This window comes from Arthrobacter sp. cf158 (genome assembly GCF_900106835.1).
Lineage (GTDB): Bacteria > Actinomycetota > Actinomycetes > Actinomycetales > Micrococcaceae > Arthrobacter.
The window spans coordinates 363,039-387,560 of sequence record NZ_FNNR01000001.1; the positions used below are offsets into that span (position 1 = coordinate 363,039).

25 protein-coding genes are annotated in these 24,522 nt (G+C 63.2%); 13 read left to right on the plus strand and 12 right to left on the minus strand.

Annotated features, from left to right (window positions below; all coding sequences use genetic code 11):
* Window positions 1–32 precede the first annotated feature (32 nt).
* Together galK and galT are read right to left on the minus strand one after the other, a co-directional pair.
* Entirely contained in the window at window positions 33–1,193 is a 1,161-nt protein-coding gene (gene galK, locus BLW08_RS01715) for a galactokinase (protein ID WP_091323010.1), read from the minus strand.
* Complete coding sequence (galT, locus tag BLW08_RS01720; protein ID WP_090819864.1) at window positions 1,190–2,338, minus strand: galactose-1-phosphate uridylyltransferase; 1,149 nt, start codon at window positions 2,336–2,338, stop codon at window positions 1,190–1,192. Before galT ends, galK begins: the two co-directional genes overlap by 4 nt.
* Window positions 2,339–2,436: 98 nt before the next feature.
* Between galT and BLW08_RS01725 the strand changes: the two genes are divergently transcribed.
* The 4 genes from BLW08_RS01725 to BLW08_RS01740 all read left to right on the plus strand — a co-directional run bounded on the left by BLW08_RS01725 (window position 2,437) and on the right by BLW08_RS01740 (window position 6,614).
* Complete coding sequence (locus BLW08_RS01725; RefSeq protein ID WP_254779617.1) at window positions 2,437–3,387, plus strand: aldose 1-epimerase family protein; 951 nt, start codon at window positions 2,437–2,439, stop codon at window positions 3,385–3,387.
* Window positions 3,388–3,462: 75 nt separating this feature from the next.
* The gene (locus tag BLW08_RS01730) at window positions 3,463–4,743 is read left to right on the plus strand and encodes an AI-2E family transporter (RefSeq protein WP_091323014.1); all 1,281 of its coding nucleotides are present in this window, start codon (window positions 3,463–3,465) and stop codon (window positions 4,741–4,743) included.
* A gap of 3 nt (window positions 4,744–4,746) precedes the next feature.
* Window positions 4,747–5,985, plus strand: coding sequence for a threonine ammonia-lyase (gene ilvA, locus BLW08_RS01735; RefSeq protein WP_089594164.1), 1,239 nt, complete (start codon window positions 4,747–4,749; stop codon window positions 5,983–5,985).
* 14 nt (window positions 5,986–5,999) lie between these two features.
* Window positions 6,000–6,614, plus strand: a complete 615-nt coding sequence (locus BLW08_RS01740; RefSeq protein ID WP_091323016.1) for a rhomboid family intramembrane serine protease — start codon at window positions 6,000–6,002, stop codon at window positions 6,612–6,614.
* Between the two features lie 84 nt (window positions 6,615–6,698).
* Here the strand turns inward: BLW08_RS01740 and greA are convergent, their stop codons facing one another.
* Together greA and BLW08_RS01750 are read right to left on the minus strand one after the other, a co-directional pair.
* On the minus strand, window positions 6,699–7,193 hold the full coding sequence (greA, locus tag BLW08_RS01745; RefSeq protein ID WP_090819852.1) for a transcription elongation factor GreA: 495 nt from the start codon (window positions 7,191–7,193) through the stop codon (window positions 6,699–6,701).
* Between the two features lie 152 nt (window positions 7,194–7,345).
* The gene (locus tag BLW08_RS01750) at window positions 7,346–7,804 is read right to left on the minus strand and encodes a DUF4307 domain-containing protein (RefSeq protein WP_091323018.1); all 459 of its coding nucleotides are present in this window, start codon (window positions 7,802–7,804) and stop codon (window positions 7,346–7,348) included.
* 74 nt (window positions 7,805–7,878) lie between these two features.
* Here BLW08_RS01750 and mca point away from each other — a divergent pair, with 74 nt between their 5' ends.
* From mca to BLW08_RS01765, 3 genes are all read left to right on the plus strand, one after another.
* A complete protein-coding gene (mca, locus tag BLW08_RS01755; protein ID WP_090819847.1) occupies window positions 7,879–8,784 on the plus strand; it encodes a mycothiol conjugate amidase Mca in 906 nt (301 codons plus the stop codon).
* Window positions 8,785–8,889: 105 nt separating this feature from the next.
* A complete protein-coding gene (locus tag BLW08_RS01760; protein WP_091323304.1) occupies window positions 8,890–9,180 on the plus strand; it encodes a hypothetical protein in 291 nt (96 codons plus the stop codon).
* Window positions 9,158–11,353 (plus strand): thioredoxin domain-containing protein, encoded by a 2,196-nt coding sequence (locus tag BLW08_RS01765; RefSeq protein WP_091323020.1) that lies wholly within the window; start codon window positions 9,158–9,160, stop codon window positions 11,351–11,353. Before BLW08_RS01760 ends, BLW08_RS01765 begins: the two co-directional genes overlap by 23 nt.
* Window positions 11,354–11,381: 28 nt before the next feature.
* On the opposite strand, the gene BLW08_RS01770 is transcribed toward BLW08_RS01765, so the two are convergent.
* Window positions 11,382–12,023 carry a PAQR family membrane homeostasis protein TrhA gene (locus BLW08_RS01770; RefSeq protein WP_090819840.1) on the minus strand — a complete coding sequence of 214 codons (642 nt, stop codon included), beginning with the start codon at window positions 12,021–12,023 and terminating at the stop codon, window positions 11,382–11,384.
* A 153-nt stretch (window positions 12,024–12,176) separates the two neighbouring features.
* On the opposite strand from BLW08_RS01770, the gene BLW08_RS01775 reads away from it, so the two are divergent.
* Both BLW08_RS01775 and BLW08_RS01780 read left to right on the plus strand, forming a co-directional pair.
* Entirely contained in the window at window positions 12,177–12,938 is a 762-nt protein-coding gene (locus tag BLW08_RS01775; protein WP_090819837.1) for an isoprenyl transferase, read from the plus strand.
* A gap of 265 nt (window positions 12,939–13,203) precedes the next feature.
* Complete coding sequence (locus BLW08_RS01780) at window positions 13,204–14,571, plus strand: PhoH family protein (RefSeq protein WP_090819834.1); 1,368 nt, start codon at window positions 13,204–13,206, stop codon at window positions 14,569–14,571.
* Window positions 14,572–14,676: 105 nt separating this feature from the next.
* Here BLW08_RS01780 and BLW08_RS01785 read toward each other — a convergent pair whose 3' ends face one another.
* Together BLW08_RS01785 and BLW08_RS01790 are read right to left on the minus strand one after the other, a co-directional pair.
* Complete coding sequence (locus tag BLW08_RS01785) at window positions 14,677–15,342, minus strand: GNAT family N-acetyltransferase (RefSeq protein WP_091323022.1); 666 nt, start codon at window positions 15,340–15,342, stop codon at window positions 14,677–14,679.
* A gap of 71 nt (window positions 15,343–15,413) precedes the next feature.
* The gene (locus BLW08_RS01790) at window positions 15,414–16,175 is read right to left on the minus strand and encodes a hypothetical protein (RefSeq protein ID WP_091323023.1); all 762 of its coding nucleotides are present in this window, start codon (window positions 16,173–16,175) and stop codon (window positions 15,414–15,416) included.
* Window positions 16,176–16,236: 61 nt separating this feature from the next.
* Between BLW08_RS01790 and BLW08_RS01795 the strand changes: the two genes are divergently transcribed.
* The 3 genes from BLW08_RS01795 (at window position 16,237) to BLW08_RS01805 (ending at window position 17,886) form a co-directional block, all read left to right on the plus strand.
* A complete protein-coding gene (locus BLW08_RS01795) occupies window positions 16,237–16,782 on the plus strand; it encodes a prepilin peptidase (protein ID WP_091323025.1) in 546 nt (181 codons plus the stop codon).
* 124 nt (window positions 16,783–16,906) lie between these two features.
* A complete protein-coding gene (locus BLW08_RS01800; protein WP_091323027.1) occupies window positions 16,907–17,407 on the plus strand; it encodes an META domain-containing protein in 501 nt (166 codons plus the stop codon).
* 2 nt (window positions 17,408–17,409) lie between these two features.
* Window positions 17,410–17,886, plus strand: a complete 477-nt coding sequence (locus BLW08_RS01805; RefSeq protein ID WP_090819819.1) for an NUDIX hydrolase — start codon at window positions 17,410–17,412, stop codon at window positions 17,884–17,886.
* Here BLW08_RS01805 and BLW08_RS01810 read toward each other — a convergent pair whose 3' ends face one another.
* The 5 genes from BLW08_RS01810 to BLW08_RS01830 form a co-directional block, all read right to left on the minus strand.
* Window positions 17,887–19,554 carry an MDR family MFS transporter gene (locus tag BLW08_RS01810; protein WP_091323029.1) on the minus strand — a complete coding sequence of 556 codons (1,668 nt, stop codon included), beginning with the start codon at window positions 19,552–19,554 and terminating at the stop codon, window positions 17,887–17,889.
* A complete protein-coding gene (locus BLW08_RS01815) occupies window positions 19,551–20,237 on the minus strand; it encodes a TetR/AcrR family transcriptional regulator (RefSeq protein WP_091323031.1) in 687 nt (228 codons plus the stop codon). The genes BLW08_RS01810 and BLW08_RS01815 overlap by 4 nt, the downstream gene beginning before the upstream one ends.
* A 142-nt stretch (window positions 20,238–20,379) precedes the next feature.
* The gene (locus BLW08_RS01820; RefSeq protein WP_090819812.1) at window positions 20,380–21,807 is read right to left on the minus strand and encodes a class II fumarate hydratase; all 1,428 of its coding nucleotides are present in this window, start codon (window positions 21,805–21,807) and stop codon (window positions 20,380–20,382) included.
* 87 nt (window positions 21,808–21,894) lie between these two features.
* Window positions 21,895–22,509 carry a carbonic anhydrase gene (locus BLW08_RS01825; protein ID WP_090819809.1) on the minus strand — a complete coding sequence of 205 codons (615 nt, stop codon included), beginning with the start codon at window positions 22,507–22,509 and terminating at the stop codon, window positions 21,895–21,897.
* Between the two features lie 69 nt (window positions 22,510–22,578).
* Window positions 22,579–23,280, minus strand: coding sequence for a DUF4245 domain-containing protein (locus tag BLW08_RS01830; RefSeq protein ID WP_254779618.1), 702 nt, complete (start codon window positions 23,278–23,280; stop codon window positions 22,579–22,581).
* Window positions 23,281–23,479: 199 nt separating this feature from the next.
* On the opposite strand from BLW08_RS01830, the gene glpX reads away from it, so the two are divergent.
* On the plus strand, window positions 23,480–24,502 hold the full coding sequence (gene glpX / locus BLW08_RS01835; RefSeq protein WP_011774031.1) for a class II fructose-bisphosphatase: 1,023 nt from the start codon (window positions 23,480–23,482) through the stop codon (window positions 24,500–24,502).
* The last annotated feature ends 20 nt before the right edge of the window (window positions 24,503–24,522 follow it).

The following is a 24,522-nucleotide window of genomic DNA, read 5'->3' on the forward strand; positions in this document are numbered from 1 at the left end:
TGGGCGGACGCCGGGCGTAGGCCGGGAGGGCTTCAGGCCAGGCGAAGTGCGCCGGCGGCCGGGGTCACGGTGAAGATGTCCGGGGCCGCGTAGCCTGCCTCTGCAAATGAACGCACGACGGCGTCCCGCACCTGCTGCTCTTCGCCTACCGGGGTCAGTGCGATGGCAGAACCGCCAAAACCGCCGCCGGTCATGCGGGCACCGATAGCTCCGTTCGCGCGGGAGGTATCTACGGCCAGGTCCAGCTCCGGGCAGGAGATCTCGAAATCGTCCCGCATGGACACATGGCTGGCGTCCAGCAACGCACCGATGCTGGCGGGTCCCTGAGTGCCCAGGATTTCCACTGTCTGGAGCACCCGGTCATTTTCGGTGACAACGTGGCGCACGCGCCGAAGCGTGGTGTCGTCCAGCAGCCCGGACGCTTCCTCCAAAGCCTCGACACCGACGTCGCGGAGTGCTTTGACGCCGAGGATCTCGGCACCCAGCTCGCAGGACGCGCGACGGGAGGCGTAACCGCCGTCGGCATGTGAATGCGACACCTTGGTGTCGATAACCAGCAGCACCAGGCCCGAGGCTTCGGCATCGAAGGGGACAAGGTCCACGTGCTGGTCACGGCAGTCCAGGAAGACGGCGTGCCCTTTCGCGCCCCGCAGGGAGGCTGACTGGTCCATGATCCCGGTGGGCGCGCCAACAAAAACGTTCTCGGCACGCTGAGTTGCCAGTACCAGGTCCTCGGCAGCGAGGCCGGCTCCGGTCAATTCGTTGAGCGCACTGATGACGGCGCACTCAATCGCGTGTGACGACGACAGGCCGGCCCCTGAAGGGACATCGGAATCGAGCAGCAGGTCAAAGCCGGGCACCTCGATGCCACGTTCCTTCAAAGCCCAGGCCACACCGAGGGGGTAACGGGACCAGCCCTCGCCGGAGCCGGGTTCCGAGTCCGCGAGGTCGGCCTCCACCACGCCGTGTCCGCCAAAGGTGGACAACATCCGGACTGCAGAGTCGTCGCGGACGCGCAGGGCCACCTTCGCTGTCTTGTCGATGGCAAAAGGCAACACGAAGCCCTCGTTGTAGTCCGTGTGCTCGCCGATGAGGTTGACCCGCCCCGGTGCCTGCCACACGCCGTCGGGATCTGCGCCGAACGTTTCCTGGAAGCGGGTGGCGAGGACGCTGGTATCGGTGGTGGTGGTCATGCTCGGGTGCCTTCCAGTGTCTTGGAGGAAGCCGGTGCAGCGGCATTCCGTAGCCGCTCAGCCACCGCTTCGGGTGTGGTGTCGTTGATGAACGCTCCCATGGCGGCCTCGGAGCCAGCCAGGTACTTGAGCTTATCGGCCGCGCGGCGGGGGGACGTCAACTGCAGGTGCAGTTGACCTGCCGGCCGGAGGCTGGGGTCCAGCGGCGCCTGGTGCCAGGCGGAGATGTAGGGCATGGGGGTCGGGTAAAGGGAGTCCAGCCGTTTGAGCAGGTCCAGGTAGACGTGCGAGAGTTCATCGCGCTCCCCGCCGCTGAGCGCAGCCAGATCGGGCACACTGCGGTGTGGGACCAGATGGATCTCCAGGGGCCAGCGCGCTGCGAAGGGTACGTAGGCGCTGAAGTGTTCTGCCTCCAACACCATGCGGCTGCCGTCCTCACGTTCGGCCTTCAGGAGTGAGGCCGCCAGCGTTTCCTTCGCGTCGACGTCGTCGTAGTACTTCCGTGCCACAGCACCGAGCTGGGCGGCGCGGGGAGTGACGTAGGGGTAGGCGTAGATCTGGCCGTGCGGGTGGTGCAGGGTGACACCGATGTCCGCCCCGCGGTTTTCGAAAGGGAACACCTGCTTGATGCCGGGCAGGGCACTCAGGGCTTCGGTCCGTTGGGCCCACGCTTCAATGACCGTGCGGGCCCGGGTCTCGCCCAGTTCTGCGAACGAACCGGTGTGCTGCGGGGTGAACGCCACCACCTCACAGCGGCCAAACGCGGGTCCGGTGGTTCCGTGGCCGCTGTGGCCCGGCGCTGGAAGCGGGGGGATGTCGCCCACGGCCGGCCCCAATGACGGGAAGCGATTCTCGAAGACCACGACGTCGTAATCGGAAGCCGGGATTTCCGAAGGATTCGCCGGGGTGGTGGGACAAATGGGGCACTGGTCAGCAGGCGGAAGGTGGGTCCGGGCCTGACGGTGCGCGGCCACTGCTACCCAGTCGCCGGACAGGGCGTCATACCTGACCTCGCCGGGTTCACCACGTGCCGGAAGTTCGCGGTGGTCCACCAGTGATTCCGGTGTGCGTTCCGGAGTTGCGGGGTCGTCGAAGTAGATCAGCTCGCGGCTGTCCGCAAGGCGGGTGCTGGTGATGCGACTCATGAATCCATCATTCCACAAGTGACCAAAAACGCATAGTTTCTAACAAAAGCAAACATCCAGCTGGGGAAGCCTGCTCCACGATGCAGTACGGTATTGCCATGTCTGTCTCGCCATCATCCGCCGAAAACGGCCTTCAGTCTGAGCCCCGCCGCTTCGCCACCGGCCGCCAATTCGAACTTCGCAGGGGCGACGCGCTCGCCGTCGTCACCGAGCTCGCGGCAGGTCTGCGCCTCTACTCCCGTGGCGGCGTCCAGTTGACCGAAAGCTACGGCGACGACGAAATTTCGCCCGGCGCAACCGGCATCACCTTGGCGCCCTGGGCAAATCGTGTGGAGGACGGGACCTGGTACCTCGACGGCAAGAAGCAACAGCTGGACATCACCGAGGTATCGCGCAACAACGCCAGCCATGGCCTGCTCCGGAACACGGCCTACACGCTGGTGGACGAGTCGGAGTTCTCCGTGACGCTCGAAGCCACCGTCTTCCCGCAGCACGGGTACCCGTTCCTGGTGAGGCACCGGGTGCGGTATGAACTGGACGATTCGCTGGACCTGCGCGTGTGGCAGACCTTGGTCAACGACTCCCAGGGCACGGCGCCCTTTGTGCTGGGAGCCCATCCATACCTGCGCCTCGGTGACGTTGCCCCGGAGGACCTTGTCCTGACGGTGCGGGCTGCAACCCGGTTGGTGGCAGACGAACGCTTGATTCCCCGCAGCACCGCCGCGGCGGACGGCGAGTACGACCTCTCGGCAGGGGGTGCGGTTGGCCGCCTCGTGATTGATGTCGCCTTGACGGATCTGACGTACGACGCCGGCACAGCGCGCCACACGCTGACGGCACCTGATGGCCGCAGTGTGAGCCTGGAGCAGGACGAAAGCTGTCAGTACGTCCATGTTTTTGTCACTGACACGTTCCCTGGACGTTCCAAAGCAGTGGCGATCGAACCCATGACGGGCCCCGCCAATGCATTCAACAGCGGCGATGGCCTGCGGTGGCTGGAGCCCGGTGAAGCCTTCACCATGACCTGGGGCATCGCAGCTTCCCTCTAGGCTTTGTGCCCCGTGTTTGTCCATGGGGGAGCGGGTCGGTTTCCCATACGGCGTGGGCTACGGAATTATGGGTTTATGACGCCAACATCGGACGCCAAAACACGTTCAGACCGCCAAATTGCCGAGGACATCCCGTATGGGGTCCGCATTGCTGCTGCCTGGTCGTGGCGGGCAGGACTGATCCTGCTCATGATCGGGGCCTTGGTGTGGCTTCTGGGCAAGGTCAGCTTCCTCATCATTCCCGTGATGGTGGCTGCGCTTTTGGCGGGCCTCCTCTACCCGGTGGTGGTGTGGCTGCGTCACCGCAAGATTCCCAACGGCGCCGCGGTGGCCATCACGGTAGTCGGCTTCATCGGTGTGATCGCGGGAGCGCTGGCCCTGGTGGGAAGGCAGCTGGTCTCCGGTTTCGGGGAGCTTTGGCAGGAAGCGCTGGCAGGGATCCAACAGATTCAGACGTGGTTGGCGGACGGTCCACTCCACCTCACAGCAGACCAGATCGACCAGTACATCGCCGATGGCGCCAACGCCCTGCAGAACAACAGCAGCAGCATCCTCAGTGGCGCTCTCTCCTTTGGCAGCACAGCGGGACACTTCGCGGCCGGGTTGGTCCTGGCGCTTTTCATCCTGATTTTCTTCCTGCTGGAAGGAAGCCGGATCTGGGCGTTCCTGGTGCGGTTGCTGCCCAAGACGGCGCGGAGGGCAACCGACGGCGCGGGGCGTCGTGGCTGGACCTCAATGGTCAGTTACGTGCGGATCCAAATGTTCGTTGCCTTTGTTGACGCAGTGGGCATTGGAGTTGGTGCGGCCATCATCCAGGTACCGCTCGCACTTCCCCTGGCCGTCCTCGTGTTCATCGGCTCCTTCATTCCGGTAGTAGGTGCGCTGGTTACCGGTGCCATCGCAGTGCTGCTCGCATTGGTGGCCAACGGACCCATCAACGCGCTCATCATGCTGGCAATCGTCCTGCTGGTGCAGCAGCTGGAAAGCCACATCCTGCAGCCGTTGGTGATGGGCAAGGCCGTGGCGTTGCACCCGGTGGCCGTGATCCTCTCCGTCGCCGCGGGCTCCTACCTTGCCGGCATCCCGGGGGCACTGTTCGCCGTCCCGCTGCTCGCCGTAGTAAACACGGCAGTTCGCTACATTGCGGGCAGGACGTGGGAACATGATGAAGGATTGGGCGGCGTGGAACTCCAGCCGGCGGCCGCTTCGGCGGGGTCGGGCGAAGACACCAACTTCAAGGATGTCCACCTTCCACGGCCTGAGTCACGCCTTGGAAAAGGCACCGCAGGCAAGAACAAGGCTTCAGGGACCTCCTCCGTTGAGGGCCCTGCAGCCGACACCAACAAAGGAGAATAGTCAGTGAATACCCTCGAAACCCTGCCCGTCACCCTGGACGATGTCCTTAAGGCGCAGGAGCTGCTCGAGGGCATTATTACCAAGACTCCGGTGGAGTCGTCCCGTGCTCTTGGCAGCCTCGTGGGCGGCAACGTCTTTTTCAAGTGCGAGAATCTTCAGCGTGCAGGCTCCTTCAAGGTCCGCGGCGCCTACGTCCGTATGGCGCGCCTGACCGAGGATGAGAAGAAGCGCGGAGTGGTAGCAGCCTCGGCAGGCAACCACGCCCAAGGTGTGGCAGTGGCCGCAAAGAGCCTGGGCATCAACGCCCGCATCTACATGCCCCTTGGCGTGGCACTGCCCAAGCTGGCAGCCACGCGCAGCCACGGCGCCGAGGTCATTCTCCACGGACACAACGTGGATGAGGCCCTGGCGGAAGCACAGCGCTACGCCAATGAAACCGGTGCTGTCTTTGTGCATCCTTTTGACAACGTGGACGTGGTGGCCGGGCAAGGCACCATCGGGCTGGAAATCCTGGACCAGATCCCCAACGTGGACACTATCCTTATGGGCGTCGGCGGCGGCGGATTGCTGGCCGGCGTGGCAGTAGCCATCAAAGCAAGGGCAAAGGAGCTTGGCCGCGAGATTCGGGTGATCGGCGTACAGGCTGAGAACGCCGCAGCCTACCCGCCGTCCCTGGCCGCAGACGCCTTGGTTCCGCTGAAGAAGGTCACCACCATGGCCGACGGTATTGCCGTTGGACGGCCGGGACAGCTGCCCTTCAGCATCATTCGCGAACTCGTGGACGATGTTGTCACTGTCAGCGAGGATTCACTGGCGCGGGCGCTGATCTTCCTCCTGGAACGGGCCAAGATGGTGGTTGAGCCTGCGGGCGCCGTGGGAGTAGCCGCACTCATGGACGGCAAGATCGAAAACCCCGGAAACACCGCCGTCGTGCTTTCCGGTGGCAACATCGATCCGATGCTGATGCTCAAAGTCATCCAGCGTGGTCTTTCGGCCGCTGGCCGGTTCATGACCGTCCGCATGATGCTGGATGACCGCCCCGGCTCCTTGGCCACGATCGCGCGCATCATCGCCGAGAACGATGCCAACGTCACGGGCCTGGACCACACACGGTTGGGTGGTTCCATCAGCATGGGCGATGTCTCCATCACCATCAACCTGGAAACCAAAGGCCACGAACACGGCGAACAGGTTCTCGGCGCGCTGCGGGCCGAGGGGTTCCAGCCGATCGTGGTGCACTGACGGGAGGGGCGCCCATGGTGCTTGGAACACCTGAAGGTTCAAAGGAAGAGGCCCGGGAGTCCTTGGCTGGGCGGGCGAAGGGCGGCCTGCTCTTCATGGGCGGCTTCGTCATTCTGCTCTACGTCATCGAGATCCTCAATACGTTGATGCGCCATGGCCTGAACCCCACGTTTGGCCTGCGCTCCCGCTCCCTGGACGGCGTGCTGGACATCCTGACGTTCCCCTTGCTGCACGCGAACTTCAATCACTTGCTCTCCAACACGCTGCCGCTGATCATTTTTGGCTTTCTGGTGTTCCTGTCCGGCATCCGCGTGTTCATCACCGCGTTGGCGTTCAGCTGGCTGGGTTCCGGACTCGCGGTGTGGCTGATTGGCGGGGGAGGAGTGACAGTGGGGGCATCCGGGTTGGTGTTCGGATTCTTTGCATTCCTCTTGGTACGGGGCTTCTTCAACCGGAACTGGTGGCAGATCCTGCTCTCCGTGGTGCTCTTCATGGCCTACGGCAGCATCCTCTTTGGGGTTTTGCCCACGGTGATGGGCTACGTGTCCTGGCAAGCGCACCTCGGAGGCGCCTTGGGGGGCATCGTTGCCGCTGTCTTGCTGCGCCCCAAGTCCAAGCTCACGGCCTAACCTGCAGCCGGAGACGAAAAAACGCCGGCCCGCCCCGCGGAGGGGTGGGCCGGCGTCGTGTATTTCAGGCCGATGGGCTGCTGTTTAGGCGACGTACGGCTTGGCGGAAACGATCTCCACCGGGATTTCCTTGCCATTGGGAGCGACGTAGCTCAGCTTGTCGCCCTCCTTGTGGCCGATGATTGCGGCACCCAGAGGGGACTTTTCGCTGAAGACGTCAAGATCGGAATCTCCGGCGATCTCGCGGGAGCCGAGCAGGAAGGTCTCTTCGTCGCCTGCGATGCGGGCAACAACCAGCATGCCGGGCTCAACGATTCCGTCATCGGCCGGCGCTTCGCCCACCTGGGCATCGCGCAGGAGGGCCGTGAGCTGACGGATGCGGGCCTCGATCTTGCCCTGCTCTTCCTTGGCTGCGTGGTAACCGCCGTTTTCCTTGAGGTCGCCTTCCTGGCGGGCAGCTTCGATCTTCTGGACGATTTCCGCCCGGCCAGCGCCGGAAAGGTGGTCCAGCTCAGCCTTCAAGCGGTCGAAAGCTTCCTGGGTAAGCCAAGCCGCAGTGGCGCTGTTGGTGGTAGACACGGATTTCTCCTCTAGATCTGACAATGCAAAAGACCCCGCCGAGGTGGCCACTCGTAAAACTCAGTAACCAACTTAACGGGGTGAAGGTTTCATCCATTGTAGTAAATCCTTTGGACGAACCCAAACCGGTTGAGTCGTGGGTCACACGATTGTTATTTACCGCTGTCCACTATCCAGCAGCCGTCCACGACCCCGGAGACCGAAGGTGACTCGGTCCGAAGTACTGTGCGCTGAACGGTGGTCCGGCCGCCGTCGGGGTCGTCCTGGGGATCGTTCGGTCCAATCTCCACAACCTTCCAACCCACCACAGCGAACTTGGAATCCAGGGCCTTAATGGCGCATTTGGCGGTAGCCCCGGGGTACTTTGTGACTTGATAGTCCACTTCAGCCTGGGTGTCGTCAACCGTGCTGTAGCCGATGTCCTTGAACGTGACCGGAGCTTGCGCAGACCCCGTTGCCACGTAGGCAGCGAAGGCAATCCCGATGACCAGGGCAGCGATGATGATGTTCCGCTTGGTTTTGCGGGTCATGGCGCGCTTTTGACCGCCGTAGCGATTGGCTAGGCTGGTGCTTGCCGGTACTTGGGTGGCCGAAAGGTCCTCTGAAGTCACCCGTCCAGTTTAGTGCCGATCCCGGCGCCCCATCACCGCCCCCAGAGCTTGATACACGAAAGAGGAGCCGTCACGTGACAGCGTCCAGCAGTTCCGAGCAGCAGCTGCGGCTGCTCGCCGTCCACGCCCACCCGGATGATGAGTCCAGCAAGGGTGCGGCAACCATGGCGATGTACGCCGCCGCGGGAGTCGACGTGATGGTCGCCACGTGCACGGATGGATCACGCGGTGATATTCAGAATCCCGCCATGGAAGACGCGCCGCATCCCAAGCGCGATATGGCCGGGGCCAGGCGCTCAGAGATGGCGAACGCGGCTGCGGTCCTGGGCATCCAACAACGCTGGCTCGGCTTCGTCGACTCGGGTCTTCCAGAAGGAGATCCCCTCCCGCCGCTGCCGCCGGGTTGCTTCGCGCTGCAGCCACTGGAGCGCGCCACGGCTCCCTTGGTGCGACTGGTCCGGCATTTCAAGCCCCATGTGATCCTCAGCTACGACGAAAACGGCGGTTACCCGCACCCGGACCACATCATGGCCCACAAGGTGGCCGTTGAGGCGTTCGAGGCCGCCGGTGATGCCGGGCGCTACCCCGGGATGGGGGAGCCGTGGGCTCCCAGCAAGCTGTACTACGACCGTGCCTTCAGCCCCGAACGCTTCCGTGCGCTGCACTTTGCTCTGGAGGACGCCGGCCTGCAGTCTCCCTATGCAGAACGGCTTGCGGCGTGGTTGGAGGCCGACGCGGAGGGTCACACGCCGCCTGTGCCCGCACATCAGACAACTACCCAGGTGGATTGCGGCGACTTCTTCGAAGCGCGGGACGACGCCCTCCGGGCACACCGGACGCAGATCGATCCACTGGGGTTCTTCTTCGCCGTCTCGCCGGACCTGCAGCGGACAGCGTGGCCCTGGGAGGACTACACGCTGGTCAAGTCCTTGGTCCAGTCCGAGCTGCCGGAGAAGGACCTCTTCGCAGGGATAAGATAGGAGCGCCGACAGTTTCTATCGCTCGTAGAAATTGCCCGGCGGCCAACCAGCTTCCGGCTACGCGCTGCCAATCGGCACGCATCAGCTCCCATAGAAGGTTTGAACGTGCACCACTTGATTCTCGCCCTGACCGTCACCCCGTCGCCTGATCCCACGGGCACGCTGCGGCCCGGCCTGTCCGAGGACCAGGTGACGCCCGGGACGTGGGGCTTCGTCCTCACGGCCTTCATCGTCATTCTGACCACCTTCCTGATCGTGGACATGGTTCGCCGCATCCGCAGGGTCCGGTACCGGGCGCAGGTGGAGGAAGCCCGCCTGGCGGCGGAGCCGGGGGAACCTGCTGGTGCAGGCGGTACCCCGGACGATAACGACGATGCCGGTTCCGGAACCCGCTGAGCCCGGCACTCCCAACCCGGCCGGCATTCCCAACCCGGCCAGTTCAGGCGATTGGCCCGGGGCAAACAACGCCCTGGGTTCGGAGCCGTCCGCGTATCTGCGGCAACACGCTGACAACCCTGTCTTTTGGCGTCCCTTCGGTGATGAGGCCTTTGGCTTCGCCGCTGAGCGGGACGTTCCCGTTTTTCTGTCCATTGGCTACGCTGCGTGCCACTGGTGCCATGTCATGGCCCACGAATCCTTTGAGGACCAGGAGACCGCGGACTATCTGAATGCACATTTTGTCCCGGTCAAGGTGGACCGCGAGGAACGCCCGGACGTGGACTCGGTGTATATGGCCGCCACGCAGGCGATCAGTGGCGAGGGCGGCTGGCCAATGTCCGTTTTCCTGACGCCCGATGGTCTTGCTTTCCATGCGGGAACGTACTTTCCGCCGATTCCCTTGCCTGGCCGGCCGTCATTCCGCAATGTTCTGGAAGCTGTTCACGAGGCCTGGGTGGAGCGCCGGGCAGGTGTGGAGCACAACGCCAGGGGACTGGCGGCCAGCATGGGCGCTGCGCAGCTGTCAGGGGCGGTCAGGCTTGACGGCCCGCCGGAGCTGTTGGACGCGAACCTCCTGCCGGACGCGGTTGCGCTTCTTGCCCGCTCCGAAGACCCCGACGCCGGTGGGTTCGGCGCCGCCCCCAAGTTCCCGCCGTCGGCCGTTCTTGAGTTCCTCATCCGTCACGCTGCCGCGCCGTCCCAGACGGCTGACGCCGCGCGGGACATGGCAGGGCGTGCGCTGGCGGGCATGGCGCGTTCGGCGCTGTGTGACCAGCTCGACGGCGGATTCGCCCGCTATTCGGTGACGGCTGACTGGTCTGTGCCCCACTTCGAAAAAATGCTGTACGACAATGCGCAGCTGCTGCGCGTCTACACCCACTGGGTGCGGCTCGGCGGCAACGTGGTCTTCCCTGCCGGTGAGGCCGCCGCCGTGGCGTCCAGGTGCGCGGACTGGATGGTGGACTCGTTGCGGCTCCACAGCGGTGGTCTGGCCTCCTCCCTGGATGCCGATTCCGTGGTCGAAGGCGTGCATCACGAGGGCGCCACGTACCTGTGGACCCCGGAATCGTTGGTGGAAGCACTCGGCCCCGAAGATGCTGGGGCAGTAGCCGGCATGATGAATATCCGTTCTGAAGGGACGGTCTCGGAGCTCGGGTCGCCGTTGCATCCTGCGCGGACGTTGACGGACGCCGAAGCTACGCTGTGGGCCCGGGTCCGCCCCATTCTTAGTGCGGCCCGCAACCTCCGAAGCCTGCCGGCAAGGGATCACAAAGTGGTGGCTGGTTGGAACGGCATTGCGGTGGCCGCCCTTGCTGAGGCCGGGGCTGTCCTGGATCGACCGGACTTGGTGGGGGCTGCGGAAGAGGTGGCCGGGTATCTCAAGGACGTCCACTGGGACCAGGGTTCACACGTGCTCATCCGGGTTTCGCACGACTCGCGGGCCCGCGGCATCGGCGGCCTGCTGGAGGACTACGCATTCTGCGCCGATGGCCTGCTGGCGCTGTACGCAGTGACGGGTACCAAGCGTTGGTATCGGCTGGCCGAAGAGCTCATTCGTGCCGCCTGCACGCACTTTGTGGACAACGGGCAGTTGGCCGACTCGGCAGGGGAATCCGCCCAGGTCTTCAACGCGCAGGGCCAACATGCAGCTCTGGACCCGTTCGACAATGCCACGCCGAGCGGTGCTGCCGCGTTCGCCGGGGCATTGCTGACGTACTCCGCCTACTCGGGATCGCACGAGCATAGACTCATGGCCGGTAACATTCTCGGCTTGCTTCCGCCGCTCGCCACACGTGCGCCCCGCGTCGCAGGCTGGCTCCTGGCCACGGCCCAAGCGGCCCTTGCCGGTCCCGTGGAGGCTGCTGTAGTTGGACCCGATTCGCCTGCGCGCAACGCGCTGCACAAGGCCCTGTTGGCATCGCCCAGCCCTGGGCTGGTGGTGGCCCTGCAAACCGACGACGGCGGGTCCCCGGCCGCGGAAAGAGAGGTACCGCTGCTGCTCCACAGGTCAGGTTCGCCGGACGGATCACCGCAGGTCTACCTGTGCCGGGGCATGGTGTGTGAGCGGCCGTTGGGTGATGTGGCTGAGGTGCTGTCCCAATTATCGGCCATGGCCTCTGGCGGCTCTTAGCCGAACCAGTGAGCTCGGGCAGGTACAGCTAGCTCAGGACCGCCATCATGATCGCTATGAAGTGTGCCGCGAAGGCGAGCACGGTGAACGCATGGAACAGCTCGTGGAAGCCGAAGTGCTGAACACTGAAGTTTGGCTTCTTAAGGGCATAGAACACTGCGCCTGCGATGTACAGGGCGCCGCCGACGCAGATGAGGATCGCAGCGGGAGCGTTGGCGGCGAAGAACTGGGGCAGGTAGAACAACGCGCCGCAGCCCAAGGCGATGTAGACCGGGACGTACAGCCAGCGTGGTGCATGCGTCCAGAGCAGCCGGAACAGCACGCCAAGGATGGCACCAGACCAAATGAGCCATAACAGGGTGATGGCCGAGGACCGGTCCAAAAGGGACCAGGCCAAGGGCGTGTAGCTGCCGGCGATCACCAGCATGATGTTGGTGTGGTCCAGGCGTTTGAGCAGCATCCGGACCTTGGGGGACCAGTTTCCACGATGGTAAACGGCGCTTACCCCGAACAGGAGGAAACCTGTCAAGGCGTAGATGGCAGAGGTGATTTTGCGGTCTGTGGTGGGGGCAACTGTGACCAGGACAATGCCTGCAGCGAGTGCGAAAGGAGCGGCAACAGCGTGGATCCATCCGCGCCAGAGGGGCTTGGTTTCAAGGAGCTCGGCCATGGTTCAAGAATAACCTACGTTCCGGTAAGTTACTGAGCGGTAACAAGCATCCGTGGGAATTTGACCGCCTACTGCACCGGCTCGACAGCTTGGGAAGGTAGCCTTGGATGTGCGCCGTCGTCGTATCAAGCAAGGAAGTCAGGTGAGAGTCCGGTGGAGCTGCCCGGTTTCCTCTATGGCTTTTACGAGCGCAAACTCCTGCGCTCCCTCAAGCAGGACCAGATCCCACGGCACATCGGCGTCATGGTGGACGGCAACCGTCGGTGGGCCCGGCAGTTCAATGCCCCCACCAGCCAGGGACATCAGGCCGGCGCCGACAAAATCCACGAATTCCTCGGCTGGTGCCAGGAGCTCGGCGTCAAAGTAGTGACGCTCTACATGCTCTCCACGGACAACATGAACCGCTCCGGTGAGGAGCTGGACCTGCTCATGGGCATCATCGCCAACACCATGGACCGCCTGGACGAAGACGAGGATGTCTCAGTCCACGCCATGGGCGCACCCGAGCTCCTTCCCGATTACCTTGCCGACCGGCTCAACAAACTCACTGCGCGCACCCCGGTCCACGAAAAGATCCACGTGAACGTTGCGGTGGGCTATGGTGGCCGGCGCGAAATCGTCGACGCCGTGCGGGAACTCCTGCACGACGCCGTGGACAAAGGGCGCACCATGTCCGACGTCGCAGATGAACTTTCGGTGGACGACATCTCGCGTTTCCTCTATACCCGGGGCCAGCCGGATCCCGACCTCGTCATCCGGACCTCAGGCGAGCAGAGGCTCTCGGGCTTCCTCATGTGGCAAAGCGCCTACAGCGAGTTCTACTTCTGCGAAGCCCTGTGGCCCGCCTTCCGGAAAGTCGATTTCCTGCGGGCGCTCAGGGATTACGCCGGACGCCAGCGCCGGTACGGAACCTAGAAGCGCTCCGGTTCATCAAAATTTAACGATCCGGACATACGACTTGCCGACGACGGATTGCGGAAATGAATGTGCCGGGGATTACGTTAATCCCATCAGCAGGCAAAACCGCCCGCTGATCGGGGAGGCCAGTACATGGAGCGAACTATCGCACCAGTTACATGGGAGGCCACGCCCGGCCTTCCGGCCGAGCCGCTTCACCATTAGGCCGGGCGAACTGCCCGGGGCTGGAGTCGATGTGGCTATTTCTGAGCAACTGCCCGCAATGGTTTCCGACGGGGAAAGTGCAGCTACCTCTCGCACCAAGCGGGTCTCACAAAAAGGCCGGACCTCAACGTCCGCCACAGGCCGCAGCTACGTGATTGATACGTCAGTCCTGCTGTCCGATCCCCACGCGTTGTTGCGCTTCGCCGAGCACGAGGTCATTGTCCCCATCGTTGTCATCAGCGAACTGGAAGGAAAACGCCACGACCCCGAACTGGGCTACTTCGCCCGGAAAGCACTGCGGCTCCTGGACGACCTGAGGATTGAACACGGCGGTTTGGACCATTCCATCCCCATCGGAAAGGACGGCGGAATCCTCCGGGTGGAAATGAACCACATCTCACCGGAAGTCCTGCCCGCCGGATTCCGCGGAGGCGATAACGACAGCCGGATCCTGGCCGTTGCAAAGAACCTGGCAAACGAGGGCCACAACGTCACGGTCGTCTCCAAAGACCTCCCCATGCGTGTCAAAGCATCTGCCATGGGGCTGCAGGCTGACGAGTACCGCAACGAACTGGTTAAGGACTCCGGCTGGACCGGCATGGCCGAGGTGGAAGCCAACGACGACGAAATCACCACCCTGTACGGCCATGAACCAGTGTTCATCCCTGCGGCCGCTGAACTTCCCGTCAACACAGGGCTGGTGCTCCTCTCCAACCGCGGTTCCGCGCTGGGCCGGGTAGGGGCTGACAAGCAGGTCCGCTTGGTCAAGGGCGATCGGGACGTCTTCGGACTCCACGGACGTTCTGCCGAACAGCGGCTAGCCATCGATATGCTCATGGACCCGTCCGTCGGCATCGTCTCGATCGGCGGCCGTGCGGGCACGGGCAAATCCGCACTGGCCCTCTGCGCAGGCCTCGAAGCCGTCCTGGAACGGCGCGAACACCGCAAAGTGGTGGTCTTCCGTCCTCTGTACGCCGTCGGCGGCCAGGAACTCGGCTACCTCCCCGGATCCGAATCCGAAAAAATGAACCCCTGGGCGCAGGCAGTCTTTGACACATTGGGTGCGCTGGTAAGCCAGGAAGTCGTGGAAGAAGTCATGGACCGGGGCATGCTCGAAGTCCTGCCTCTGACCCATATCCGCGGACGGTCGCTGCACGACGCGTTTGTGATTGTGGACGAAGCCCAGTCCCTAGAGAAGAACGTCCTGCTGACCGTCATGAGCCGCATCGGACAGAACTCCAAGATCGTCCTCACCCACGATGTTGCACAGCGCGACAACCTCCGGGTGGGGCGGCACGACGGCGTCGCGGCAGTGGTGGAGACACTCAAGGGACACCCGCTCTTTGGGCACATCACCCTGACCCGGTCCGAGCGGTCGCCGATTGCTGCCCTGGTGACAGAGTTGCTCGAAGGGGCTGAAATCTAACTCCGTCGACGCCCTGCCCACCCAAAGGCGAAGGCCAGACATCCTCTGCGTGCTAGCTCGTTCCTCGCTTTTGACGCACGCTGCCGGATGCCTGGCCTTCGCCTTTCAGTCACCCGCCGGAAGGTGCCCGATTCCGAGGTAGGAGGAAAAGGCTTCGTGGCCTTGGACGTGGAGGGTCCAGTCCGGGCGTTTGAAGGTGGTGGGGGTGAGGCGGACTTTTTGGACGTCTTGGACGGTATCGCCCCAGCCGTCGCGGAAGATGCCGTTTGGTTCGTAGCCCAGGCTGGTGGAGACGCCCAGGGATTGCCGGTTCCAGGCGGCCGCTTCGGATTCGGCCACCTCAGCGTTCAGGTAATCGAAGGCGTAACTCACGACGGCGGCGCGCATCTCCTTGCCGAAGCCCTGGCCTTGTGCGGACTGCTTGAGCCACGAGCCCGTCCCGACTGTCTTGAGCGTCTGGAAGTTCTTGGCCGCGATGTCCTGGACTCCCAGGAACTCGTCGTGATGCCATATGGCCAACAGCAGCGTCCAGGATTCAGGCGTGAAGTTCGCCCGGCAGCGCCAGTACCACTGGGCCATGTTGGGAGCCAGCTCGTCCTCCGGCAACTCTGTCCACGGCGTGCTGAACGGGCTCTTCCCCGGCTCATGGACCCCGGAACGGGCTGCGGCCACGGCGGCCGGGATGTCGGCGTCAAGAATGGGACGGATGGTCAACCTCGGGGTGGTGAGGGTGAGTCCGAACGGGGGCCAGATTTCTGCCAGCGATGTCATCGCCGTAGCTTAGCCCGGAGGCTGGGTTCAGGCGAGTCAAAGGCCGGTCCCAGCGCGTCTGTGGCCTCGTGCTAGGCGGCCGGGCCTATATCCCAGGAGATGTGGCGGCGGACGTCCGTCAGGTTCATGGAATCGGCCAGGAAAAGGTCGTCCAGCATGTACTCGTCAACGCCCAGGATCTTGAGCCAGTGGCCTTTGCCGGACGAGTCCCCATCGAGACTCTGGCTGGCGACGCAAACTCCAGTACCGGCGTCGATCCTGATGAGGGTCCTGCCGGGATGGGCCAGAGGCGCTGCCGGATCAGAGGCAACGTATGTTCGGCTGGGCGTGACGATCGTTTCCAAGGCAAGGCGGCCTTCATGGTCAACTTCCCGGGGCTGCTCCAGGAACACGCGGTTGGTATCCGGGAATTCCAAAGGCACAGGTGCGTTGCCGGCGAGTTCCACCGGATCCAATGCCGCAGCCAGCCGGCCGTTGCCGAAGGAAGGCTCCCCGTAGGCCGCCTCCGGGCGTCGGCGGACCAGGCCGGCATCGTCATAGACCGGGGTTACCAAGTGCGCCGGAAGCAACCACGAACGCCGTGTGGCACTGACGTACAGATCGTCCCGGGAGTCGTTGATACCGGTGGTGCTGTGCAGCAACTGGCCGTCCGGTGTTTCCAGACGGAGCGCTCCCGGTCGGCGAAGCCATGCGCGTACCATGCTGGCGCCAGTCCCTGGCCGCTCAAGGTACTCGAAGCGGAGACTCGTCCATTTCCATGGTGAAGAACGGCAAAGATTCCGGAAAGTGGAGGACAAGTCGAAAGCCGGTCCTCCTGCACTGTAGCGCCCCATATCCACAGTTTACCTACGCCTTCAAGCAGGTTAGGCGGCCAAAGCGGGATAGCATCCGAGAGTGATCCGACGACTCTCCGACCTTTGGGATGCCAGCCCGCTGGGCTTCTGGCTGGTGGTGGCCGCGTGCCTGTACTTTCTGGTGATGGCGGTCCGTCTCACGGTCATCGACGTCCGGAGCCACCTGCTGCCCAACCGCATCGTGTTCCCGTCGTATGCGGTGGCCGGGGTGCTCCTTCTGGCCGCGGCGCTGGTGGGGTTTTTTGCTGATGCCGCTGCCCCGGTTGGCGCCGCATTGTTCGGCATTCCTGGCCTGCGTGTCCTTGCAGGAGGCGCAGTCCTTTGGCTGTTCTACTTTGTGCTGAGGTTCATTTACCCGCCGGGGATGGGATTCGGGGACGTCAAGCTCGCCGGAGTGTTGGGACTGTACCTGGGCTACCTGGGCTGGGGACATCTTTTCGCAGGGACGTTCGCGGCCTTCCTGCTGGGTGGGCTGTGGAGCCTGGCCATCTTGGTGGCCCGGAGAGGCACGTTAGGCTCGGCCATCCCGTTCGGCCCGTTCATGTTGGCAGGCGCCGCGACCGCGATGGTCTTCCTGCCTGCGTAGCTCCCTCTGCAGGACCAACTGCGGCCAAATTGCAACGCTCCCCGTATTCTCGCTGTTCACCGCGGTGCGGCATGCTTGGCCCAGAAGTGTTCTGACGAGCCTGAGGGTGCCGGGAGAGGTTGCGATGCAGCGGATCGGGATAACGGTCATCATGGGAGTGCTCACAGCCAGCACCGCCCTGCTGAACGGATGCGCGCAGGCAGGCAGCGGCACCTCCGTGCCGGCGCCGTCAGACATCACGTCGAACACCGCCCAGCAACCGGTCATGTCCTGCGGGACTCCGCTGGGCTGCTCCAAGTTCACTTCCGTGCGGGGGAGCGATGCTGCAGGAGATGTAGCGTGGCTCGGCACTCATCCGCTAAAGGTGAGCTCGACGCGTGCCGACGGAGAGTGGATCTTGAACGTTGGGACACCCTGCAACTATCTACAGGTGGAAGTTTCGGTCAGCGGTGACATCCTGACGCCGGGCTGGCGGACGGCCACCGACCGCGGCTGCGAGGAGCCAACGGGCAGCTACCAGGCCTGGACGGAGAAGCTCTTCGAGCAGCCCGTTCAGTGGAAGCTCGACGGCGATACCCTCATCTTGAGCAACTCACACGCAACGATTGAACTGAAGGAAAACTGACCATGGGTGCACCGGATTTTGTGCTCAAACTGCGGGAAAAGATCGGTAACGACCCCCTGTGGCTTCCTGCCGTGCGGGGCGTGGTCTTCGACGACGACGGCAGGGTATTGCTGGGCCAACGCGCCGACAACGGTCACTGGACCCTCATCACCGGAATGCTGGAGCCCGGCGAACACCCAGCGCCCGGGCTGGTGCGGGAAATCTTTGAGGAAACTGCGGTGGTGGCCGAAACGGAGCGGATCATCGGCGTCGGAGTTGTGGGTCCGGTGACCTTCCCCAACGGCGACGTGTGCGACTTCCTGGACATCACGTTCCGCTGCAGGTACGTATCGGGAGAAGCCACGGTGAACGACGACGAATCACTGGCCGTAGGGTGGTTTGCCTTGGATGACCTGCCGGACATGAGTGCCGGAAATCTTGAGGCCATCAGGCTTGCCACGGAGCCCGAAGGCCCCGTGGCATACCAATTGGAGGACTAGCTACGGACGTCCCGCGTCAGCGGTTGGACGATCTTTGTCGAGGTCCTCGGCGGTGGATACCAGCTGCGCCATTTCTGAACGCTCAGCCTCAAGCCGTTCGGCTTCCTCGCCACCCACAGCCTCTCCACGTGCCACCATCCCGGCGGTATCGGACAGCGGGATCTGCTTCAGGGTGATAGCCAGGATCAAGGCGATGGCAATGAAGGGCACCAAGTACCAGAAGACTGGCGCCAAGGAGTTGGCGTAGGCGTTGACGATCGCGTCGCGCAACTGTTCAGGCAACTGGGCCAGGGCCTGGGGGTCCAGTGTGCTGGTGGACTGGGAAGCTTGTTCAGCAGAGGCGCCGGCTCCGGTGAAGGCATCGGTCAATGACTCCGCCAGGCGGTTGGTGAAGATGGCACCGAAGACGGCGACACCCAATGAGGCACCTACCTCGCGGAAGTAGTTGTTGGTACTGGTCGCCGTACCTATCTGGTCAGCGGGGACTGAGTTCTGCACCACCAGGACGATGACCTGCATGATGAGGCCCAAACCGGCGCCGAAGATGAAGAGCTGCACGCAGATCACCCAAATGGGGGTGGAGGCTGCGAGGGTGGTCAGCCAGAGCATCGCAGCGATGGTCAAGGCAGCACCCAGGATGGGGAACATCTTGTACTTGCCGGTCTTGGAGATGCGGATACCGGAGTAAATGGACGTGCCCATCAGGCCAACCATCATGGGCAGCATCAGCAAGCCGGACTCAGCTGCGGAAGTGCCGGAAGACATCTGCAGGAACGTGGGAACGAAGGCGATGGCAGCGAACATGCCCAGGCCCAGCGTGAAGCCGATGGCTGTTGCGTTGATGAAGATGGGGTTCTTGAACAGGCTCAGCGGAATGATGGGGTCCTCGGCACGCCGTTCCACCATTACGAAGGCGAAGGCCGCCAGGACCATGCCGGCACCAAAGGCCCATGTGAGGGGCGAATCCCAGCCCTCGTCCTTCTTGCCACCAAAGTCAGTGAAGAAGATGAGGCACGTGGTGGCAGCGGAGAGGAACAGGACACCAAGGATGTCGATCTTCTTCTCGGCCTTCTTGTTCGGCAGTGTCAGGGTGAACCAGGCTGTGATGAATGCGGCGATGCCGATGGGGATGTTGATGTAGAAGGCCCATTCCCAGGTGAGATGGTCAACGAAGAACCCACCAAGCAGGGGCCCGGCCACTGCGGACAGGCCAAAGATGGCGCCCAGGGGGCCCATGTACTTGCCGCGCTCCTTGGCTGGAACGATGTCCGCGATGATTGCCTGCGACAAGATCATGAGACCACCGCCGCCCAGGCCCTGGATGGCCCGGAAAATTACGAAGCCCCAGAAATCGGTGGCGAACGCGCAACCCACGGAGGCGAGCGTAAAGAGCGCGATGGCCACCAGGAACAGATTGCGACGGCCCAGGATGTCACCGAACTTGCCGTAAATCGGCATCACGATGGTGGTGGCCAGAAGGTAGGCCGTGGTGATCCAGGCTTGGTGCTCCACGCCGCCCAGCTTGCCCACGATGGTGGGCATGGCGGTGGAGACGATGGTTTGGTCGAGGCTGGACAGGAGCATGCCTGCGATCAGCGCCGAGAAGATGATCCAGATACGTTTCTGGGTCAGCAGCAATGGTTCAGCTGCCTTCGAGAGTGTACTCATGCGGGGTCCTTCGAGGTTTCAAGGGGGTTGGGTCCCAGCTGATGGTTCGTGGCCAACGGCTGGGCGAAGAGTTTGCGTGCGGCGTTGAGGTTCTGCTCCAGAATCCCGCGGTACGGGCGGGTGTTGTCCTCGGAGAAGAACTGCTGTGCCGTTTTCTTGGAGACAGCCCCGAACAACACAGTCGCCGTCAGGACTTCAGGGTGCTCCGGATCCAGGCCCTCGCGGGTGGCCACGAGCCCTGCGAACTGGCGTTCGCGGGCCTCCCCTTCAAGGGTGAGTCGTGCCAGTAGTTGTGGTTCCGCCGTGATGGCCGCTATGAACTGCTGGACCTCGGTGCGGCTGATGGATGAACGCTCCATCAGCGTCACAGTGAGCACATGCAATGCTGCCAGGAGCGTATGGGAGATGCTGTCCGGTGTGCGGGAAGGATTCCGGGTGAAGGCTTCCAGCGCCTCTTCCGGCAACTCGTCCGAAAACGAGCCGATGACGGCGTCTTCCTTGGAGTGGAAGTAGTTGAAGAAGGTCCGGCGTGAAATCCCTGCCGCTTCGCAGACCTCCTCAACCGTGAAACCGCTAAGGCCATGCGCAGCGGTCATGGAACGCGCGACGGCGGTAATCGCCGTCCGCGTGGCAGCCCGCTTGCGCTCGCGGAGGCCGCCGTCGATATTTGCACTATTACTCACAAAGTAAAGTTTTGCACTCTCAACTGGAAAGTGCAAAAAGATAGCAATGTGCCGTTGATCATAGTTCCGGGTACGACGACGGCCGGTACCTTTCCTGCGAAAGGTACCGGCCGTCGTCGTGCTCTAAGTTTTAGACCAGAGGTCAGGCCTTGTGGGCCGGGGATGTCATGGTGGTGACGTCCAGGGCCTTGTCCAGATCGGCCTCGGAAACCTGGCCTTCGCCTTCGCCGACGAAGCCGAGCTTCTCGGTGGCCTGGCGGATGGTCAGGCCCTCCTTGACGGCGATCTTGGCGATCTTTGCTGCGTTTTCGTAACCGATGTACTTGTTCAGCGGCGTCACGATGGACGGGGAAGCCTCGGCCAGGAAGCGGGCGCGCTCCACGTTGGCGGTGATGCCGTCGATCATCTTGTCGGCCATGACGCGGCTGGTGTTGGCCAGCAGGCGGATGGACTCAAGAAGGTTTGCGGCCATGACAGGGATGCCGACGTTCAGTTCGAACGCGCCGTTGGTGCCGGACCAGGCGATGGTGGTGTCGTTGCCGATGACCTGGGCGCAGGCCATGATCGAGGCTTCGCAGATAACCGGGTTGACCTTGCCCGGCATGATGGACGAGCCCGGCTGGAGATCCGGAATGGCAATTTCGCCCAGGCCCGTGTTGGGGCCAGAGCCCATCCAGCGGAGGTCGTTGTTGATCTTCATGAACGAGATTGCGATGTTGCGCAGCTGGCTGGAGCCCTCGATCAGGCCGTCGCGGTTTGCCTGTGCCTCGAAGTGGTCGCGCGCTTCGGTGAGGGGCAGGCCGGTGTCCGCGGCGAGGAGCTCGATGACGCGCTCCGGGAACCCGGCCGGAGTGTTGATGCCCGTGCCCACGGCGGTGCCGCCGAGGGGGACCTCAGCGACGCGGGGGAGGGAGGCATTGATGCGCTCGATGCCGTAGCGGACCTGGGCAGCGTAGCCACCAAACTCCTGGCCCAGCATGACGGGGGTGGCATCCATGAGGTGCGTGCGGCCGGACTTGACGACGTCCTTGAACTCCACAGCCTTGCGGTCCAGGGATGCAGCCAAGTACTCCAGCGCCGGGATCAAATCGTTGATCAGGGCCGAGGTGGCGGCAACGTGAACGGACGTGGGGAAGACGTCGTTGGAGGACTGCGAAGCGTTCACGTGGTCATTCGGGTGGACAACTTTGTCACTCCCGGCAGCGGCCAGGGCGCGCGATGCGAGCTCTGCGATGACCTCGTTGGTGTTCATGTTGGAGGACGTACCCGAGCCGGTCTGGAAGACGTCAATCGGGAAGTCGCCGTCGTACTTGCCAGTGGCAACCTCATCGGCAGCAGCGGCGATGGCCTCGGCGAGCTCGCCGTCGAGCACCCCCAGTTCGGCGTTCGCCAGTGCGGCTGCCTTCTTGACGCGGGCAAGGGCCTCGATATGGGTGCGCTCAAGCGTCTTGCCGGAGATCGGGAAGTTCTCCACAGCACGCTGCGTCTGGGCGCGGTACAGGGCGTTCACGGGGACGCGAACTTCGCCCATCGTGTCATGTTCAATACGGAACTCAGTGGTGGAAGTCATGGGGCTAGCTTATGGCGATTGGGCGCCGCACAGAAAACCCGAAGGGGAGTGCTACGTGCTCCGGCGCTGGGGCCGGAGCACGGCCTCCTAGAGCTTGCCGATCCCGGAAACGAGGGCTGCGCGGCCCTCATCGAGCTTGTAGGACAGGCCGATGACAGCAACGCGGCCGTCGTCGATGGCGTCGGAAATCACACGCGAGCTGTCAGCCAGGCGGGCCGCAGTTTGCTTGACGTGCTCCACCACCATGTCGTTGACGTCGTCCTGGTCATTGCGCTTGGCCGTCAATACCGACGGTGTAATGCGCTCGACGAGGTCGCGGATGAAGCCGGGAGGCATCTCGCCGGTTTCAACGGCGGCCTTGGTGGCCTTGACGGCACCACAGCTGTCATGGCCCAGGATGACGATCAACGGAACACGAAGTTCGCTGATGCTGTACTCGAGGGAGCCAAGAACGGCATCGTCAATGACCTGGCCGGCCGTACGGACCACGAAGGCATCGCCCAGTCCGAGGTCGAAGATAATTTCCGCAGCGAGACGGGAATCCGAGCAGCCGAAGATCACGGCAAAGGGATTCTGGTTCTCAATGAGGGAAGATCGTCGCGAAGCATCCTGGTTGGGGTGCAGGGATTCGCCGGAGACAAAACGTTCGTTACCCTCGCGGAGACGGCGCCACGCCAGGGCTGGAGTCAGGTAAGTAGGCACGAGCCTTACTTTACGTCGCAGAGGATGCAGTCTGTGAAACTGTTGCGCCGGGTGAGGCGGACGGCTGGGCTAGCTGGACGGCTGGGCCGAAGCGGATGCACTGGCTGAACCCGAGGGGAGCGGCGCCTGATCTGCGGACTTAACGACGGCGGCGGCGAGCGTTGCGAATTCATCAAGGCTTGCCGTGCCGCTCAGGATGAGGGTGGTCCCGCGGTATTCAAGGACCATGCTGCGCTTTTCCTTGCCGGAGTCCCGAAGTTCCCAGTCCTGGCCACCGGCATTGCGTGTTCCTGTGATGGGGAGGTTGCCCGTCTGCTGCAAAACCCAGGTGGGGTTGGCTTGGCTGGTCTGCGTCAGGCCGATGAAGGCCTCTTTAGGCGTCAGGAATCCGATTTCCCACGTGGGTACGCCTGAACCCGTACCGGACTCCCATCGTGCGTAGTTCGGCTTGAATGTGTCGCCGGTATCCGGAGTGACGGGTGTGAATCCTGCCACACCTGTGGCGTTGCGGGCGATGGCAGCCACATCCACGTTCGGCCTGAAACCTTCGCCCTTGGGCGCAGGGTTCATCAGGACGATGGGCAGGAACGCCAACACACAGACCAGCAACGCGATGACCATGCCGATGACCGAAGCATTGGCCCGCTTGGCAGCTTTCGCCGCAATGACGGGTTTAAAAGGGGCATCCACGGCGGGCTGGGTACCGGTCTGGTTGGCCGCTGCAGCTTCTGACTGGTTCTCCGCTGCGGGCTTGTCCTGCGTTTCACTCACCACTCCATGATCCCTTATCCCGGCAGGGAACACACATCCTGCAACCTCACCACCGGTATTGCGGCAGGTGGTCATCCAACGACTCGCGGACGGTGCGGCGACTATGATCGTTATAGAGGAACCCCGGGTTGCCCCGTGCAACCATGTCCGGTCCCGTGAATCGTCACTCGAAGAAGAGGTTCAAGTGTCTCCTGCACCAATGACCCAGCAGTATTCCACGATTTCGCCGTCGCTCGCCGTCGGCATCGACGAACCCGACCGCAACCTTGCGCTTGAACTCGTCCGTGTCACCGAGGCCGCGGCAATTGCCGGTGGCCACTGGGTAGGATTCGGTGACAAAAACAAGGCCGATGGCGCCGCCGTCGATGCCATGCGTTCGTTCCTTCACACCGTCCACTTCAACGGCGTCGTGGTCATCGGTGAAGGCGAAAAAGATGAAGCCCCCATGCTGTTCAACGGTGAACAGGTTGGCGACGGCACCGGTCCCGAGTGCGACGTCGCCGTCGACCCCATCGACGGAACCCGCCTGACCGCCCTCGGCATCAACAACGCCCTCGCTGTGCTGGCTGTGGCTGAGCGTGGCTCCATGTTCGATCCCTCGGCCGTCTTCTACATGGAGAAGCTCGTCACCGGCCCCGAAGCTGCCGACATGGTGGACCTGCGCCTGCCCGTCAAGCAGAACCTGCACCTCATTGCCAAGGCAAAGGGCGTCAAGGTCAACCAGCTCAACGTCATGATCCTGGACCGCGACCGTCACCGCCCCCTGGTGGAGGAAATCCGCGAAGCCGGTGCCCGCACCAAGTTCATCATGGATGGTGACGTGGCCGGCGCCATCGCAGCAGCCCGCTCCGGCACCGGTGTGGACGCCCTCATGGGTATCGGCGGCACACCGGAAGGCATCGTCGCGGCCTGTGCCATCAAGTCCCTCGGCGGCGTCATCCAGGGCCGCCTGTGGCCGACGTCGGACGAAGAGAAGCAGAAGGCCATCGACGCCGGACACGACCTCGACCGCGTCCTCTCCACCAACGACCTCGTCACCTCGGACAACTGCTACTTCGCAGCAACGGGCATCACCGACGGTGACCTGCTCCACGGCGTGCGCTACCAGAAGGACCGCGTCATGACGCAGTCCATCGTGATGCGCTCCAAGTCCGGGACTGTGCGATTCGTTGAGGCTGAACACCACGCGTCCAAGTGGGAGACGTACGCGCGCAAGCCGTAACCCCTACGCAGCTAACAGAA